General features: G+C 70.3%; 12 protein-coding genes and 1 pseudogene. 7 read left to right on the top strand and 6 right to left on the bottom strand.

The genetic code is table 11. From position 1 onward, the window contains the following. Nucleotides 1-102: 102 nt before the first annotated feature. On the bottom strand, nucleotides 103-330 hold the full coding sequence (locus IEY95_RS13150) for a DUF3263 domain-containing protein (protein ID WP_189186166.1): 228 nt from the start codon (nucleotides 328-330) through the stop codon (nucleotides 103-105). A gap of 209 nt (nucleotides 331-539) precedes the next feature. Continuing rightward, nucleotides 540-1805, bottom strand: a complete 1266-nt coding sequence (locus tag IEY95_RS13145) for an ABC transporter substrate-binding protein (protein ID WP_444544764.1) — start codon at nucleotides 1803-1805, stop codon at nucleotides 540-542. A 163-nt stretch (nucleotides 1806-1968) separates the two neighbouring features. On the opposite strand from IEY95_RS13145, the gene IEY95_RS13140 reads away from it, so the two are divergent. The 3 genes from IEY95_RS13140 (at nucleotide 1969) to IEY95_RS13130 (ending at nucleotide 5179) form a co-directional block, all read left to right on the top strand. Continuing rightward, nucleotides 1969-2919 (top strand): ROK family protein, encoded by a 951-nt coding sequence (locus IEY95_RS13140; RefSeq protein WP_189186164.1) that lies wholly within the window; start codon nucleotides 1969-1971, stop codon nucleotides 2917-2919. Next, nucleotides 2919-4064, top strand: a complete 1146-nt coding sequence (gene nagA, locus IEY95_RS13135; RefSeq protein WP_189186163.1) for an N-acetylglucosamine-6-phosphate deacetylase — start codon at nucleotides 2919-2921, stop codon at nucleotides 4062-4064. The genes IEY95_RS13140 and nagA overlap by 1 nt, the downstream gene beginning before the upstream one ends. A gap of 185 nt (nucleotides 4065-4249) precedes the next feature. Continuing rightward, on the top strand, nucleotides 4250-5179 hold the full coding sequence (locus tag IEY95_RS13130; protein ID WP_189186162.1) for a 1-phosphofructokinase family hexose kinase: 930 nt from the start codon (nucleotides 4250-4252) through the stop codon (nucleotides 5177-5179). Between the two features lie 23 nt (nucleotides 5180-5202). On the opposite strand, the gene IEY95_RS13125 is transcribed toward IEY95_RS13130, so the two are convergent. Then, complete coding sequence (locus IEY95_RS13125) at nucleotides 5203-6186, bottom strand: carbohydrate-binding protein (RefSeq protein WP_189186161.1); 984 nt, start codon at nucleotides 6184-6186, stop codon at nucleotides 5203-5205. A gap of 115 nt (nucleotides 6187-6301) precedes the next feature. Beyond that, nucleotides 6302-8008 carry a diguanylate cyclase CdgB gene (cdgB, locus tag IEY95_RS13120; RefSeq protein WP_189186160.1) on the bottom strand — a complete coding sequence of 569 codons (1707 nt, stop codon included), beginning with the start codon at nucleotides 8006-8008 and terminating at the stop codon, nucleotides 6302-6304. Between the two features lie 448 nt (nucleotides 8009-8456). On the opposite strand from cdgB, the gene IEY95_RS13115 reads away from it, so the two are divergent. Beyond that, the gene (locus IEY95_RS13115) at nucleotides 8457-8939 is read left to right on the top strand and encodes a flavin reductase family protein (RefSeq protein ID WP_229702935.1); all 483 of its coding nucleotides are present in this window, start codon (nucleotides 8457-8459) and stop codon (nucleotides 8937-8939) included. A 46-nt stretch (nucleotides 8940-8985) separates the two neighbouring features. Here the strand turns inward: IEY95_RS13115 and IEY95_RS13110 are convergent, their stop codons facing one another. Further along, a complete protein-coding gene (locus IEY95_RS13110; RefSeq protein WP_189186158.1) occupies nucleotides 8986-9915 on the bottom strand; it encodes a sigma-70 family RNA polymerase sigma factor in 930 nt (309 codons plus the stop codon). 260 nt (nucleotides 9916-10175) lie between these two features. Further along, complete coding sequence (gene arfB, locus IEY95_RS13105) at nucleotides 10176-10604, bottom strand: alternative ribosome rescue aminoacyl-tRNA hydrolase ArfB (protein WP_189186157.1); 429 nt, start codon at nucleotides 10602-10604, stop codon at nucleotides 10176-10178. A 247-nt stretch (nucleotides 10605-10851) separates the two neighbouring features. Between arfB and IEY95_RS13100 the strand changes: the two genes are divergently transcribed. From IEY95_RS13100 to IEY95_RS13090, 3 genes and pseudogenes are all read left to right on the top strand, one after another. Then, a complete protein-coding gene (locus tag IEY95_RS13100; protein ID WP_189186156.1) occupies nucleotides 10852-11427 on the top strand; it encodes a TerD family protein in 576 nt (191 codons plus the stop codon). A 254-nt stretch (nucleotides 11428-11681) separates the two neighbouring features. After that, nucleotides 11682-12257 (top strand): annotated as a pseudogene (locus tag IEY95_RS13095) (GNAT family N-acetyltransferase); the annotation flags it as partial. 356 nt (nucleotides 12258-12613) lie between these two features. After that, on the top strand, nucleotides 12614-14170 hold the full coding sequence (locus tag IEY95_RS13090) for a M4 family metallopeptidase (protein WP_189186488.1): 1557 nt from the start codon (nucleotides 12614-12616) through the stop codon (nucleotides 14168-14170). The last annotated feature ends 13 nt before the right edge of the window (nucleotides 14171-14183 follow it).

Here is a 14183-nt window from a genome sequence, read left to right as displayed (position 1 = left end):
CTGGGGGCTGCCGCCCCCAGACCCCCGCTCAAAAGATCGCGCAGTTCCCCGCGCCCCTTTTAGGGGCGGAGGGGGCGAACAACCACCCACCCGCACCCCAGGTCACCGCTCCCCCCGGCGCGCCTCCCTCACCCGGCGAAGGCGGTTGACCGTGATCGGGTCGTGGGCGAGGGCGCGCGGGTCGTCGAGCAGAGCGTTCAGGAGTTGGTAGTAGCGCACCGGGGGCAGACCCAGCTGCTCCCGGATCGCCCGCTCCTTGGCCCCCGGGCCCGAAAACCCGCGACGCTCCATCGCGAGGATGCCCTGTTCCCGTGGGGTGAGGTCCTCCATGGACAGCACCGTATCCCCCGGCACCGACAGCGCTAGGTCCTGTCGTCAAATTCCCGTCGTCCGCCCGGAGGGCGGGCCCTGCGGCGTCAGGTGCGTGCTCTCGGCGTGCCGGGCACAGGCCCTCGTACTGGATGTACTTGGGTCTGTGCCCGGTGCGGCGAGAGTGCGTGCATGGCGTCGCGGGGCAGACGGGAATTTGACGACAGGGCCTACGCCGCGCTGTCCTGCGTCGTCGCCGTGATCTGGAGCTTGCCCAGGACCCCGGTCGGGCTCCCGCCCGAACTCACGGCCCGGGCGATCTGCTTCTTGACGTCGGCGCTGATCCCGGCCCAGGAGGTCTTCCCGACGGGGTAGAGCACGGAGGAAGGGAGCTGGTCCAGGAACGGGCCGAGGTCCTGCTCGTTCTTGTCCGCGGCCATGGCCTCGGACGCCGACGCGGTGACCGGCAGCAGGTCGTACTCGCGGGAGAAGGCGAGCACGTTCTTGTCGTCGTAGACGAAGTTGAGGAAGTCGCCGAGTTGCTTGCCGTGGCCGTTCTTCCTGAACGCCATCATCCAGTCGGCGACACCCATCGTGGCCTTGGCCCTGCCGTCGATGCCGGGCATCGGCACCATGCCGAACTTCACGCCCTTCTTGGCGGCCTTCTGCATCAGCGTGGGGTGCCCGACGAGCATCCCGACGTCGCCGCGAGTGAACGCGGAGAACGCGTCGGCGCGATTCAGCTTCGCGGGCGCGACGGGTCCGGTGAGCCCCTTGCCGACCAGTTCGTCCTTGAGCCAGGTGAGCGTCTTGATGTTCTGCGGGGAGTCGATGGAGTACGTGCCGACGTCGTCGGTGTAGCCGCCGCCCCCGCTGAGCAGCCACTGCATCGTCTCGGCCTGCGCCTCCTCCGGCCCGAGCGGCAGCGCGTACGGGAACTTGACTCCCTCGGACTTGAGCGCCTTGGCGTCGGCCGCCAGCTCGCTCCACGTCTGCGGCGGGGTGAGCCCGGCCTGCGAGAACAGCGTCTTGTTGTAGAAGAGAAGCCGCGTGGAGGAAGCGAACGGCATGCCGTACTGCGTCCGGTCCGTCTCCCCCGCGTCCGTGAGCTGCGGGACGAAGTTGGCCTGCACGGGTATGGAGAGCAGGTCGTCGACCCTGTAGAGCTCGCCCTTGGCGGCGTAGTCGGCGTATGCGCCGATCTGCGCCAGGTCGGGGGCGTCGTCCGCCGCGACCATCTCCTTGACCTTGCGGTCGACGTCGGTCCAGGAGTAGACGCTGACCTCGACCCTGACCCTCGGGTGGTCGGCCTCGTACTCCTTGGCCAGCTTGTCCCAGTACCTCTGGGAGCTGTTGGCCTTGGAGTCGCCGTAGTCGGCGGCCACCAGCTTGAGGGTCACCTCCGAGGAACCGCCCGAGCCGCCGCAGCCCGCGAGGGTCGCCGTCATGCCCAGAGCGGAGGCCACCGCGATCAGTCCTGTCCTACGCCGCTGCACTGCGTCTTTCTCCCAACCCCTGGCCGGTCTCCGGCCGAACTGCGCCGGAGACCGGCCCTCTTTGCTTCTGCGTTCGTTGCATCTGTCTCGGAATGCGGATACAAGGTCTACACCACGTGAGTGGACTAGACCTCTCCTGGGGTAAGGGGCGACACTGTCCCCCGTGAGACATGTCATCGCCCTCGATGTGGGCGGCACCGGGATGAAGGCCGCCCTCGTGGGGGCGGACGGCGAGCTGCTCCATCAGGCCCGCCGGGCGACCGGCCGGGAGCGCGGTCCGGACGCCGTCGTCGAGACGATCCTCGGCTTCGCAGCCGAGCTGCGCGGGTACGGCGAGCAGCACTTCGGCGAGCCCGCGTCCGCCGCCGGGCTCGCCGTACCCGGCATCGTCGACGCCGCGCGGGGCATCGCCGTGTACTCGGCCAACCTCGGCTGGCGCGACGTCCCGCTGCGCCGGCTGCTCGGCGACCGGCTGGGCGGCGTCCCCGTCGCACTCGGCCACGACGTGCGCACGGGCGGGCTCGCCGAGGGCCGCATCGGCGCGGGGCAGGGCGCGGACCGTTTCCTGTTCGTCCCCCTCGGTACCGGTATCGCCGGCGCCATCGGTATCGACGGCGGCGTCGAGGAGGGCGCGCACGGCTTCGCGGGCGAGATCGGCCACATCGTCGTACGCCCCGGAGGGACCCCCTGTCCCTGCGGGCAGCGCGGCTGTCTGGAGCGGTTCGCCTCCGCGGCGGCGGTCAGCCAGGCCTGGGCCGAGGCCTCCGGTGATCCGGAGGCGGACGCGGCGGACTGCGCGAAGGCCGTGGAGTCCGGGGATCCGCGAGCCGCAGCCGTCTGGCAGGAGGCCGTCGACGCGCTCGCCGACGGGCTCGTCACCGCGCTCACCCTGCTGGACCCACGCACCCTGATCATCGGTGGCGGGCTGGCCGAGGCGGGAGAAACCTTGTTCACACCGCTGCGGGCCGCCGTCGAGCGGCGCGTCACCTTCCAGAAGCTGCCGTCCATCGTTCCCGCGGCCCTCGGCGACACGGCCGGCTGTCTGGGCGCGGGCCTGCTGGCCTGGGATCTACTCGAAACCGACATCACCGACCGCTCGGAGGTAACCACCTGATGGCCCCTAGCAAGGTTTTCGCCGGCGCCCGGGTGGTCCTGCCCACCGGGATCGTGGACGGCGGCCGCGTGATCATCGACGGCGCGCGGATCGCTGGAAGCGCCCCCACGGAGACGGAGACGGTCGATCTCTCGGGCCACTGGCTGGTGCCCGGCTTCGTCGACATGCACAACCACGGCGGCGGAGGCGCGTCCTTCACCTCCGGGACCGTCGAGGAGGTCCTCCAAGGCGTCCACACGCACCGGCTGCACGGCACCACGACGGTCGTCGCCTCGACCGTCACCGGCGACATGCACGGCCTGGCCGAGCGCGCCGGACTGCTGTCCGAACTGGCCGAGCAGGGCGACATCGCGGGCATCCACTTCGAGGGCCCGTTCATCTCCCCGTGCCGCAAGGGCGCCCACTCCGAGGAACTGCTGCGCGACCCGGACCCGGCGGAGGTCCGCAAGCTGATCGACGCGGCGCGCGGCCGGGCCAAGATGGTCACCCTCGCCACCGAACTGCCGGGCGGCATCGACTCCGTACGCCTGCTGGCCGAGCACGGGGTGATCGCGGCGATCGGGCACACCGACGCGACGTACGAGCAGACGCAGGAGGCCATCGACGCGGGCGCGACCGTGGCGACGCACCTGTTCAACGCGATGCCCGCGCTCGGCCATCGCGCCCCCGGCCCCATCGCCGCCCTCCTGGAGGACGAGCGGATCACGGTCGAGCTGATCAATGACGGGACACATCTGCACCCGGCCTCCCTGCAACTGGCGTTCCATCACGCGGGCGCGGACCGGGTCGCGTTCATCACGGACGCGATGGACGCGGCGGGATTCGGCGACGGCCGCTACATGCTCGGCCCGCTGGAGGTCGAGGTCGCGGACGGCGTCGCCCGCCTGGTGGAGGGCGGCTCGATCGCGGGCTCGACGCTCACGCTCGACCGCGCCTTCCAGCGCGCGGTGACGGTCGACCGACTGCCGGTCGAGGGCGTCGTGGCGGCCCTCTCCGCCAACCCCGCGCGGCTGCTCGGCGTGTACGACAAGGTGGGGTCGCTGGAGCCGGGCAAGGACGCCGACCTGGTGGTCCTCGACGCCGACTTCGGGCTCAAGGGCGTGATGCGCAAGGGCGAATGGGTGGTCGATCCCCAACTGGGGTGATTGGTCCCCTGCCGGCGCACGGCGAATGACTACCGACGTACAACAATTGGCTGTTCAAGCACGGCGGTTGGCCCGCGGGACTGGGCCGACCGCCGTTGTCTTTGGCATGATCGAGCCTCCGGAACAACCGGTAAGCGCATACGCGGCGTCTGCATCATGATTCTCTTCGGGGGAGGTCGGCCCAGGTGATCCTCACGGTCACGCTGAACACCGCTCTCGACATCACCTACGGCGTACGGTCCCTGCGGCCGCACACCTCGCACCGGGTGACCGAGGTGACCGAACGCCCGGGCGGCAAGGGCCTGAACGTGGCCCGGGTGCTCGCCGCCCTCGGCCACGAGGTGACGGTCACGGGCTACACGGGCGGCGCGACCGGCCGCGCGGTACAGGACCAACTCATGTGCACGCCGGGCGTGGTGGACGCGCTGGTCCCGGTGACGGGATCGACGCGCCGCACGATAGCGGTGGTCGACACGACGACGGGTGACACGACTCAACTCAACGAACCCGGCCCGGAGATCACCCCGGCCGAGTGGGCGGCCTTCCAGGAGGCGTACGAGGTGCTGCTGCGCTCCGCCTCGGCCGTGGCCCTGTGCGGCAGCCTGCCGCCGGGGGTGCCGGTGGGCGCGTACGCGGGGCTCGTCCGCACGGCCCGCGCGGCGGCCGTCCCGGTCCTCCTCGACACCAGCGGCGAACCGCTGCGGCGCGGGGTCGCGGCCCGCCCCGACATCGTCAAGCCGAACGCCGACGAACTCGCCGAACTCACCGGTTCCCACGACCCGTTGCAGGCCACCCGGGACGCCCGCCGACGCGGCGCCCACACCGTCGTGGCCTCCCTGGGCCCCGAGGGCCTCCTCGCCGCCAACGCGGACGGCCGCTGGCGCGCCACCCCACCGCGCCGCGTCCACGGCAACCCGACGGGCGCCGGCGACTCGGCCGTGGCGGGCCTGCTCTCCGGTCTGGTCGAACACCTCTCCTGGCCCGACCGCCTCGCCCGAGCCGTCGCCCTGTCCGCGGCGACCGTACTGGCCCCCACAGCAGGCGAGTTCGACCACGCGGCGTACGAGACCCTGCTGGACCAGATAACGGTGACGGGGGACGCGACGGCGGCGTGACCGCCGTCGCGCAGGCCGGCCGGCTACTTCTTGACCTTGCCCTGCTTCACCCACAGCTGGTCGAGCAGGATGTTGCACTTGTCGCCGGCCTGGCAGGAGAGGGAGATCGTGTTGGTGCCCTTGTTGAGGGTGGGCCACGCGTAGGTCTGGGTCCAGCCCTTGGCGAAGTCGCCGTCGGCGGCGCCCGTGAAGTTGCCCAGGTTCAGCTTGCTGCCGAACGTCTTGCCGTTGACGGTGAGCGTCATCGACTGGTTGTCACCGGTCGCGCTGTACCCCGCGAAGAGGGTGTAGAGGCCGTCCTCGGGAATCCCGTTGACGGTCCAGGTGACCGAGGCGCCGACGCTGTTGAGGCCTTGCACATAGACACCGCCGTCGGAGCTGGCGCCGTCGACGTCCGACGCCGTCGCCACACCGGTCCCCAGGTTCAGTGCCTTCGCGTCGATCTTCGGCAGCTCCGCGACGGCACCGGCGCTCTGGGACGCCGACCGGCTCGGTTCCGCGCTCTGTGCGGTGGACGGGGTCGAGCCCGCCTCGTTGCCCGACTTGTCGTCGTCCGAGTCGCCGCCGATCATCGCCACCCCGATGCCGATCACGACCGCCGCGACCACGGCGATCGCGCCGATCAGGAGGCCCTTGGTGTTCGGGCCACGGCCACGCCCGCCGCTGACCGGCGCCTGCACGGTCGTGGGCGCCCCGCCTGGGACCGTCTCGGGGGCGGCGTAGTGCGCGTTCGGCTGGCCGTAGCCGGGCTGCTGGCCATACGCCTGCTGCTGCGGGACCTGGCCGTACTGCGCGGTCGGTGCCTGCTGGCCGTACTGCGCGGTCGGTGCCTGCTGGCCGCCGTACTGGCGCTCACCGACAGGCCGCACCCGGTTGACCGAGCCGGGGTAGCCGTAGCCGCCGCCTCCACTGGGCGGGGTGGCTCCGTTGGCCTGACCATCGGCGTAGAGGTAGCCGAACGGGTCCTCGTCCTCGGGCGTGCTCGCGCCGTTGTTGCCGGACGTCATCCCTTGGTCTCCTCAACAGGTGCGGTTCAAATGCGGTACGGATGAATGGCGAGCCTACCCGCTCCAGCAGGACCAAACGGGTGGTCTTCACCGCATCGACCCACTGACCTGCTCTTTATCCCGCACGCCTGTGTGCTTTGGGACGAGACCGTTTCTCGACGTACATCCGTTCGTCAGCGGATTTCAACACCTCGTCCGCCGTCATGCCGCAGTGTGCCCATCCGATGCCGAAGCTGGCGCCCACGCGGACCGCCCGTCCGTCGACCCGGATGGGCGGAATGATCGCGTTCCGCAGCCGTACGGCCAGGTCCTGGGCGTCCGCGCGGCCGAGCCCGTCGGCGAGCACCACGAACTCGTCGCCGCCGAGCCTGGCCACCGTGTCGCCGTCCCGGACGCCCTGGGTGAGCCGTCTGGCCACCTCGATGAGAACCGCGTCACCCGCGTTGTGCCCGAACCGGTCGTTGATCGACTTGAAGCCGTCGAGGTCGCAGAAGAGCACCGCGAGCCCCTTGGTGCCGTCGTCCGTCTCGCCCTCGGGCGCGATCGTATGCACATGGTGGTCGAAGGCGTCGTACGCCTCGGAGTCGGCCCGGAAGTCGAAACCGTGGCCGTTGCCGTCGTAGGCGGGATGGCCGTTCCCCTCGTACGGCGCGCCCGGCAGCTCCGCGTACTGGCCGTGCGCGTACGCCGCGTCCAGCGAGGCCACCGCACCGGGCGGCAGGGACTGCGGGCGCTGACAGAGGCGGGCACTGAGCCGTGAGCGCAGCTCGGCCGAGTTCGGCAGGCCGGTGAGCGCGTCGTGCGAGGCGCGGTGGGCGAGCTGCAGCTCGCGGCGCTTGCGCTCCTCGATGTCCTCGACGTGCGTGAGCAGGAAGCGGGGGCCGTCGGCGGCGTCCGCCACGACGGAGTTGCGCAGATGGACCCAGACATAGGTGCCGTCGCGGCGGCCGAGCCGCAGCTCGGCCCGGCCACCCTCGGCGGAGGTCCGCAGCAGGGTGCCGATGTCCTCGGGGTGCACGAGATCGGAGAAGGAGTAGCGGCGCATCGCGGAGGCGGGGCGCCCCAGCAGGCGGCACAGGGCGTCGTTCGTCCGCAGTATCCGGCCGTGCTGGTCGCCGCCCATCTCGGCGATCGCCATGCCGGACGGGGCGTACTCGAAGGCCTGGCGGAAGCTCTCCTCGCTGGCGCGAAGGGCCTGCTGCTCGCGCTCCAGGCGGACCAGAGCGCGCTGCATGTTCGCACGTAGACGCGCGTTGCTGATCGCGATGGCGGCCTGGAAGGCGTACATCTGGAGCGCCTCACGGCCCCACGCGCCCGGCCGTCGGCCGTTGCGCGGCCGGTCCACGGACAGGACGCCGATCAGCTCGCCGCAGGCGGCGCCGGAGGCACTGGGGGTGTACATGGGCGCGAAGAGGCGGTCGGAGGGGTGCCACTCGTCCTCGAAGCGGGGCGCGGGACCGTCGGTGTACCACTGCGGTACGTCGTCCTCGTCGAGGACCCAGCCCTCGGTGTGCGGGATGAACCTGAGATCGCCCCAGGCCTCGCCCATGTTCAGCCGGCGGTCCCAGGAGGTGCGGGAGCCGACGCGGCCGGTGATCAGGGCCTCGGCGGCGGAGTTGCCGGCGAACGCGGCGACCACCAGGTCGCCGTCCGGGCGTACGAGGTTGACACACGCCAGCTCGTAGCCGAGGCCGGTGACCACGCCGTCGGCGACGGTTTGCAGCGTGTCGGCCAGGCTGCGGGCGGTGTTCATGTCCGCCATCACCTGATGCAGCTGCCGCAGGGTCGCAAGACGGACGTAGGGCTCCGACTCGGTCTCCATTCACCCTCCCCTCGAGACCTCGCAGCAACTCCAGGGTTCTCTCGGCGTACTAGGTGCTCTTCGGTGTGTGCTCTTCGATGCTCTTCCGCGTACTGCTTGGTAGCTTCGTGCTTGGCGTCTCCGCCACTGAATCACAGCGCGCTGCCCACTCGGTACACAGGGTCAACAATTTATGGCCCCTGTGACTCAAGTCACAGGTGAACGTGAACAATTGAGTGGGGTTTCTGTATTTTCCCCATGCGATTACTGAACACATGGTGGGGAGCTGTGCAGGGACCGTGACTGATTGTGTCCGTCCATGGTCCTAGGACCAGGTTCGGGCCGAGGTCCGATGTGCCGACCCGAGGGCGGACACTAGCGTCTTGGCGTGCTGAAGACTTCCCCTGCCGCTCCACCCTCCGCGTCCGTGCATGCTGAGGGGGTGAGCAATGACGAGTTCCGCGCCGCCATGACCCGGCTGGCCGCGGGTGTGGTCCTGGTGACCGCGCACGAGCCCGCGCTGGACCCGGAGGGCCCGGGCGGCGACGACGTCGGCATGACCGCGACGGCGTTCATGTCCGTCTCCCTGGACCCGCCCCTCGTCCTGGTCAGCCTGCGCGAGGGCTCCCGCATGGACGACCTGCTCGCCGAACAGCCCCTGTGGGCCGTCTCCGTGCTCTCCGAGAGCCAGCGTCACATCGCCGGCCGCTTCGCCATGAAGGGCCGCATCAGCGACCGGCTGCTCTTCGAGGACATCCCGTACGTCCGCGGCGAGATCGCCGGGGCGCCCCTGGTGGGCGGCGCCCTGGCGACCCTGGAGTGCCGCACGGAGCAGCGGATGGCCGCCGGCGACCACACGCTCGTCATCGGCCGCGTGCTGACGGCCCACGTGCCGAGCGCGGACGGCGGACCACTGACGTACTTCAAGGGCCGCTACCGGCAGTTGGGGTAGCGGCTCCTAGTATGTCGCGACGCCGCGGAGATCCATCAGAAACCCCCTAGCCCTCCAGGAGCGTCAGATCCAGCCCGGCCAGCCGCTCCGGGTCGTTGAGGATGTCGATCACGGCGATCCTGCCGTGTACGACCGTGAAGGCGAGGACACCGACAGGGCGGCCCTCGGCGACCACCACGAAACCCGCGGCGCCGTTGACAAGGGCGGGCCGTGCGACACGGGCGAGGTGGGCGAAGCGGCTCGCGCCCGAGGCCACGGCGATCGCCCCGGCCGTCACGCCGCCTTCCGAGCGCGCCACCACATCCGGATCCAGCACCGCCACGAGCGCGTCGAAGTCGCCCTCGCGCGCAGCGGCCAGGAACGCGTCGACGACCTCCCGCTGCTGGGCGAGGTCGGGATCCGGCGCGGGCGCCCCGCCCTGGACCCGGCGCCGGGCCCGGCTGGCGAGCTGACGGGACGCCGCCGGCGTACGGCCCACGATGGGCGCGATCTCCTCGAACGGCACGGCGAACAGGTCGTGCAGCACGAAGGCGAGCCGCTCGGCGGGCGTCAATGTCTCCAGTACGACGAGCAGGGCGAGGCCCACCGAGTCGGCGAGCAGCGCCTGCTGCTCGGGGTCGATGCCGTCGGCGGGACCGATGACGGGATCCGGCATCCGCACGACGACGTCGCCGGGCTCCGCCAGGGGCTCCTCCCCGCGCGTCCTGCGCGAACGCAGCATGTCCAGGCAGACCCGCCCCACGACGGTCGTCAGCCAGCCGCCGAGGTTGTCGACCCTGCTCGCATCGGTCCGGCTGAGCTTGAGCCAGGCCTCCTGCACGGCGTCATCGGCCTCGGTGAGCGATCCGAGCATGCGATAGGCGACGGCGCGCAGATGACTCCGGTGCGACTCGAACCGCTCGGCGAGGAATTCGGCCTCACTCCTGCCGGGCGCACCCGGTGTACCCGGCGCACCCGGGAATTCGCTGTCGCTCATGTCGGTCACATCTCCTCGTCGCGGTCCGTCCCGTCAGTGGTGTGACGGATCGCGTGGAAGGGATGTGACAGGCCCTAGGGGGTTTCTGATGGATCTCCGTGGAAGAAGGAGCGGCGTTCGGTGCGTGCTCGCGGCGTGCCGGGCGGAAGTCCTCGATGGGGGTCCCCCCGCGCGAGCGAAGCCGAGCGTGGGGGAGGAGCTACTAGGGCTTTTGTCCGGTGCGGCGAGAGTGCGTGCCGGGCGGATCCATCAGAAACCCCCTAGCCCCAGTCGCGCCCGGAGCGGCCGCGCTTGGTGTCGGAGCGCTGCTTCTTCTCGCGCAGTCGGCGTTCGTTGATCCCGCGCGGGATACGGGTGGGCCGGCGGGGCTTGGGCGGCGGGGCGGTGGCCTCGGCGAGCAGGGAGGCGAGTCGTACGGCCGCGGTCTCGCGGTTGCGCCACTGGGAGCGGTGCTCCGAGGCCTTGACGCTGATGACGCCGTCGACGAGGCGCCCCGCGAGCCCGGCGAGGGCGCGCTCCTTCCACACGGGCGGCAGCGCCTCGGTCTTCGCCAGGTCGAACCGCAGCTCGACCTGCGAGTCGCTGGTGTTGACGTGCTGTCCGCCGGGCCCGCTGGACCGCGAGAAACGCCACATGAGCTCGGCCTCGGGAAGGGAGACGGAGCCGCGGATGACGTAAGGACCGGACATGGATCCATGGTCGCGTGCGTGACGGGCCCACGTCACCTCGTTTTCAGGGCCGTACGAGATTCTCGTTCAGGACCGTACGAGAGTCCCGCCCTTGGTCCGGTCCCGGAATCGCTCTCCCCTTCGGTTCTCACCTCGGTAAAGAAAGTAAAGAGACCTGGAACCTCGGGTACCCCTCTCGGCGTTCATACGGGTACCGGTAGCTTCGTCCCCAGTACGAAGCCCGTACGCAACGAGGGAAGGACTCCCAATGGCTGTAAGCCTGTCCAAGGGTGGCAACGTCTCGCTCACCAAGGAGGCTCCGGGCCTGACGGCCGTCACCGTGGGCCTCGGCTGGGATGTCCGCACCACCACGGGCACCGACTTCGACCTCGACGCCTCGGCCATCGCGGTCAACACCCAGGGCAAGGTCTACTCGGACGCCCACTTCGTCTTCTTCAACAACAAGCAGACCCCGGACCAGACCATCGTCCACACCGGTGACAACCGCACGGGCGAGGGCGCGGGCGACGACGAGGCGATCAACGTCAACCTGGCGGGCCTCCCGGCCGACGTCGACAAGATCGTCTTCCCGGTCTCCATCTACGACGCCGAGACCCGCTCGCAGAACTTCGGCCAGGTCCGCAACGCCTACATCCGCATCATCAACCAGGCCGGCGGCGCCGAGATCGCCCGCTACGACCTCTCCGAGGACGCGGCCACGGAGACGGCCATGGTCTTCGGCGAGCTCTACCGCAACGGCGCCGAGTGGAAGTTCCGCGCGGTCGGCCAGGGCTACGCCTCGGGCCTGGTGGGCATCGCCCAGGACTTCGGCGTGAACGTCTGACGTTCACCCGCGGCACGCCGCACACCTGACGTCCGCCCGTCCGGAGAAGCTCTCCCGGCCGGGCGGACGTGCCGTGTGCGCACGTGGCGCTAGGTCCTGTCGTCAAATTCCCGTCTGCCCCGCCCTCCGGGCGGACGACGGGAATGTGACGACAGGACCTAGGGCCGCGGTGCACTTGGCCGTACCGCCGCATCAGGTCCGGCCTGTCTGCCGACCATCCGGTTCGGGCTCGCGAGCGGGCTAGCCTGCCCGGCGTGATCCTCGAAGCCCTCACCGCCGGCCACGGCATCCCGGCACCCCTCCTCGCCGAACTCACCGCGCTCCACGCCTCCCTCCGCGACTTCCACGCCCTGAGCGGGGACTTCCCGGACCCCGACGACATCCGTCCGGAGCAGGTCGCGGCCGCGCTCGCCGAGGAGTTGGCGAACCCGGACGTGGACGTGCTGCTCGCACGAAGCGAGGGGCGGCTCGTCGGGATCGTGATCACCCTCGCGCGGCATCCCGACCCGGATGATCCCGACCCGTGGATCGGATTGCTCCTGGTGGACGCGGGCGAACAGCGCAAGGGATACGGCCGGGAGCTGGCGGCGAGCGTCGAGAGGCGGTTCCGGGGCGCGGGGCGGGACGCCGTACGGCTCGCCGTACTCGACAACAATCCCCGGGGCCTCGCCTTCTGGACGACCCTCGGATACGAGGTCGTCGACCACCGCAAGGACCGCCGACTCGGCCGACCCTGCGCGGTGTTGCGCAAGGCGCTGCGTACCCCGCGGCGGGCGGCGCGCGTCGCCGTGCTCGACCCCGACGGCGCTGTCTTCCTCATTCTGCACTGGCGCTGGTGGACCCCGCAGGAGCTGGCCGACACGACGGACGCCCTCTGGCCGCCCCAACTGCCGTTGCTACTGGCCGGATTGGGCGCCGCCGGGACGTCCGCATAGCGGATTCGACCGTACGGTTTCAGGACACGAACGAGTAAAGACTTGACGGCACTCTGTCAAACACACGGTGCCGAGTGTCACCCTCTCCTCGCACTTCCCCTCAGGCTTCATCCTCACACCCCACGGCTGTGAGCCCACTGTGGCTCAACTGTGGCCTGTCTGAAGGAGTTCGAGTGAGACTGCAGTCCCGCGCCGCGCACACCCCGCGCAAGACCGCGCTCCGCGTCACCGCCCTCGCCGCATCCGCCGCGATGGTCGTACTCGCCGTGCAGAACGGGTCGGCCACCGCCGCCCCGGACCAGAGCGGTGGGGCAACAGCCCTCCCCTTGAGCGCCTCCGCCCGCAACGCCGCCCTCACGTCGGCCCAGTCCCACGCCGGTGCGACGGCGGACAAGCTCGGGCTCGGCGCCCAGGAGAAACTCGTCGTCCGGGATGTCGTCAAGGACGCGAACGGCACGGTCCACACCCGCTACGAGCGGACCTACGCCGGGCTGCCCGTCCTCGGCGGCGACCTGGTCACTCACGTGGCGAAGAACGGGGCGCTCAAGGGCGTCGACAAGGCGACCGCCGCACGGATATCCGTCGCGTCCACCGAGGCCGCCGTACCCACATCCGCCGCGAAGAAGTCCGCGCTCAGCGCAGCCGGCTCCGCGAAGACCACGTCCACCACCACCCGCAAGGTGGTCTGGGCCGTCCCCGCCAAGCCCGTCCTCGCGTACGAGTCCGTCGTCAAGGGTCTCCAGCACGACGGCACCCCGAGCGAACTGCACGTCATCACCGACGCCGCCACCGGCAAGAAGCTGTACGACTACGAGGCGATCGACACCGGCACGGGCGCCAGTGAGTACAGCGGCACCGTGGCCCTCGGCACCACCGCCTCCTCCTCCGGCGGCTACGACCTGATCGACGGCGGTCGCGGCGGCCACAAGACGTACGACCTGAACGGCGGTACGTCCGGCACCGGCACTCTCTTCCACGACGCGGACGACAGCTGGGGCGACGGCACACCCGCCAACCGGCAGACCGCGGCCGTCGACGCCGCCTACGGCGCCGCCGTGACCTGGGACTTCTACAAGTCCGCGTTCAACCGCAACGGCATCGCCGGCGACGGCAAGGCCGCCTACTCCCGCGTCCACTACGGCACCGCGTACGTCAACGCCTTCTGGTCCGACAGCTGCTTCTGCATGACGTACGGCGACGGCATCGGCAACACCCACCCGCTCACCTCGCTCGACGTGGCCGGGCACGAGATGAGCCACGGCCTGACCGCCGCCACGGCCGGACTGAAGTACACCCGCGAGTCCGGGGGTCTCAACGAGGCGACGTCCGACATCTTCGGCACCTCGGTCGAGTTCTTCGCGAACAACTCCTCCGACGTCGGCGACTACCTCATAGGCGAGAAGATCGACATCAACGGCGACGGCACCCCGCTGCGCTACATGGACAAGCCCAGCAAGGACGGCGGCTCCGCCGACTACTGGTCGCGCACCGTCGGCCGCCTCGACGTGCACTACTCCTCGGGCGTCGCCAACCACTTCTTCTACCTGCTGAGCGAAGGCAGCGGCGCGAAGACCATCAACGGCGTCAGCTACAACTCGCCCACCTACAACGGCTCGACGGTCACCGGCATCGGCCGCGACAAGGCCTACCAGATCTGGTACAAGGCCCTGACCACGTACTTCACGTCCTCGACGGACTACGCCGCCGCACGCGTCGCCACCCTCAAGGCGGCGAGCGACCTGTACGGCGCGAGCAGTGCCGAGTATCAGGCGGTCGCTTCCGCCTGGACCGCGGTGAACGTGAACTAGAGGCCGGAGACCG

It is taken from the genome of Streptomyces albiflavescens, assembly GCF_014645835.1.
GTDB classification, from domain to species: Bacteria; Actinomycetota; Actinomycetes; order Streptomycetales; family Streptomycetaceae; genus Streptomyces; species Streptomyces albiflavescens.
This window is presented reverse-complemented; position numbering and strand designations above follow the sequence as displayed.

What these genes read in the sequence shown, in the direction of transcription:
- IEY95_RS13110 (WP_189186158.1), bottom strand. Translation starts at nt 9,915, where the DNA reads ATGAGCGACAGCGAATTCCCGGGTGCGCCGGGTACACCGGGTGCGCCC.
- IEY95_RS13090 (WP_189186488.1), top strand. Translation starts at nt 12,614, where the DNA reads ATGGTCGTACTCGCCGTGCAGAACGGGTCGGCCACCGCCGCCCCGGAC.
- cdgB (WP_189186160.1), bottom strand. Translation starts at nt 8,008, where the DNA reads ATGGAGACCGAGTCGGAGCCCTACGTCCGTCTTGCGACCCTGCGGCAG.
- IEY95_RS13100 (WP_189186156.1), top strand. Translation starts at nt 10,852, where the DNA reads ATGGCTGTAAGCCTGTCCAAGGGTGGCAACGTCTCGCTCACCAAGGAG.
- nagA (WP_189186163.1), top strand. Translation starts at nt 2,919, where the DNA reads ATGGCCCCTAGCAAGGTTTTCGCCGGCGCCCGGGTGGTCCTGCCCACC.
- IEY95_RS13125 (WP_189186161.1), bottom strand. Translation starts at nt 6,186, where the DNA reads ATGACGTCCGGCAACAACGGCGCGAGCACGCCCGAGGACGAGGACCCG.
- IEY95_RS13150 (WP_189186166.1), bottom strand. Translation starts at nt 330, where the DNA reads ATGGAGGACCTCACCCCACGGGAACAGGGCATCCTCGCGATGGAGCGT.
- IEY95_RS13115 (WP_229702935.1), top strand. Translation starts at nt 8,457, where the DNA reads ATGACCCGGCTGGCCGCGGGTGTGGTCCTGGTGACCGCGCACGAGCCC.
- arfB (WP_189186157.1), bottom strand. Translation starts at nt 10,604, where the DNA reads ATGTCCGGTCCTTACGTCATCCGCGGCTCCGTCTCCCTTCCCGAGGCC.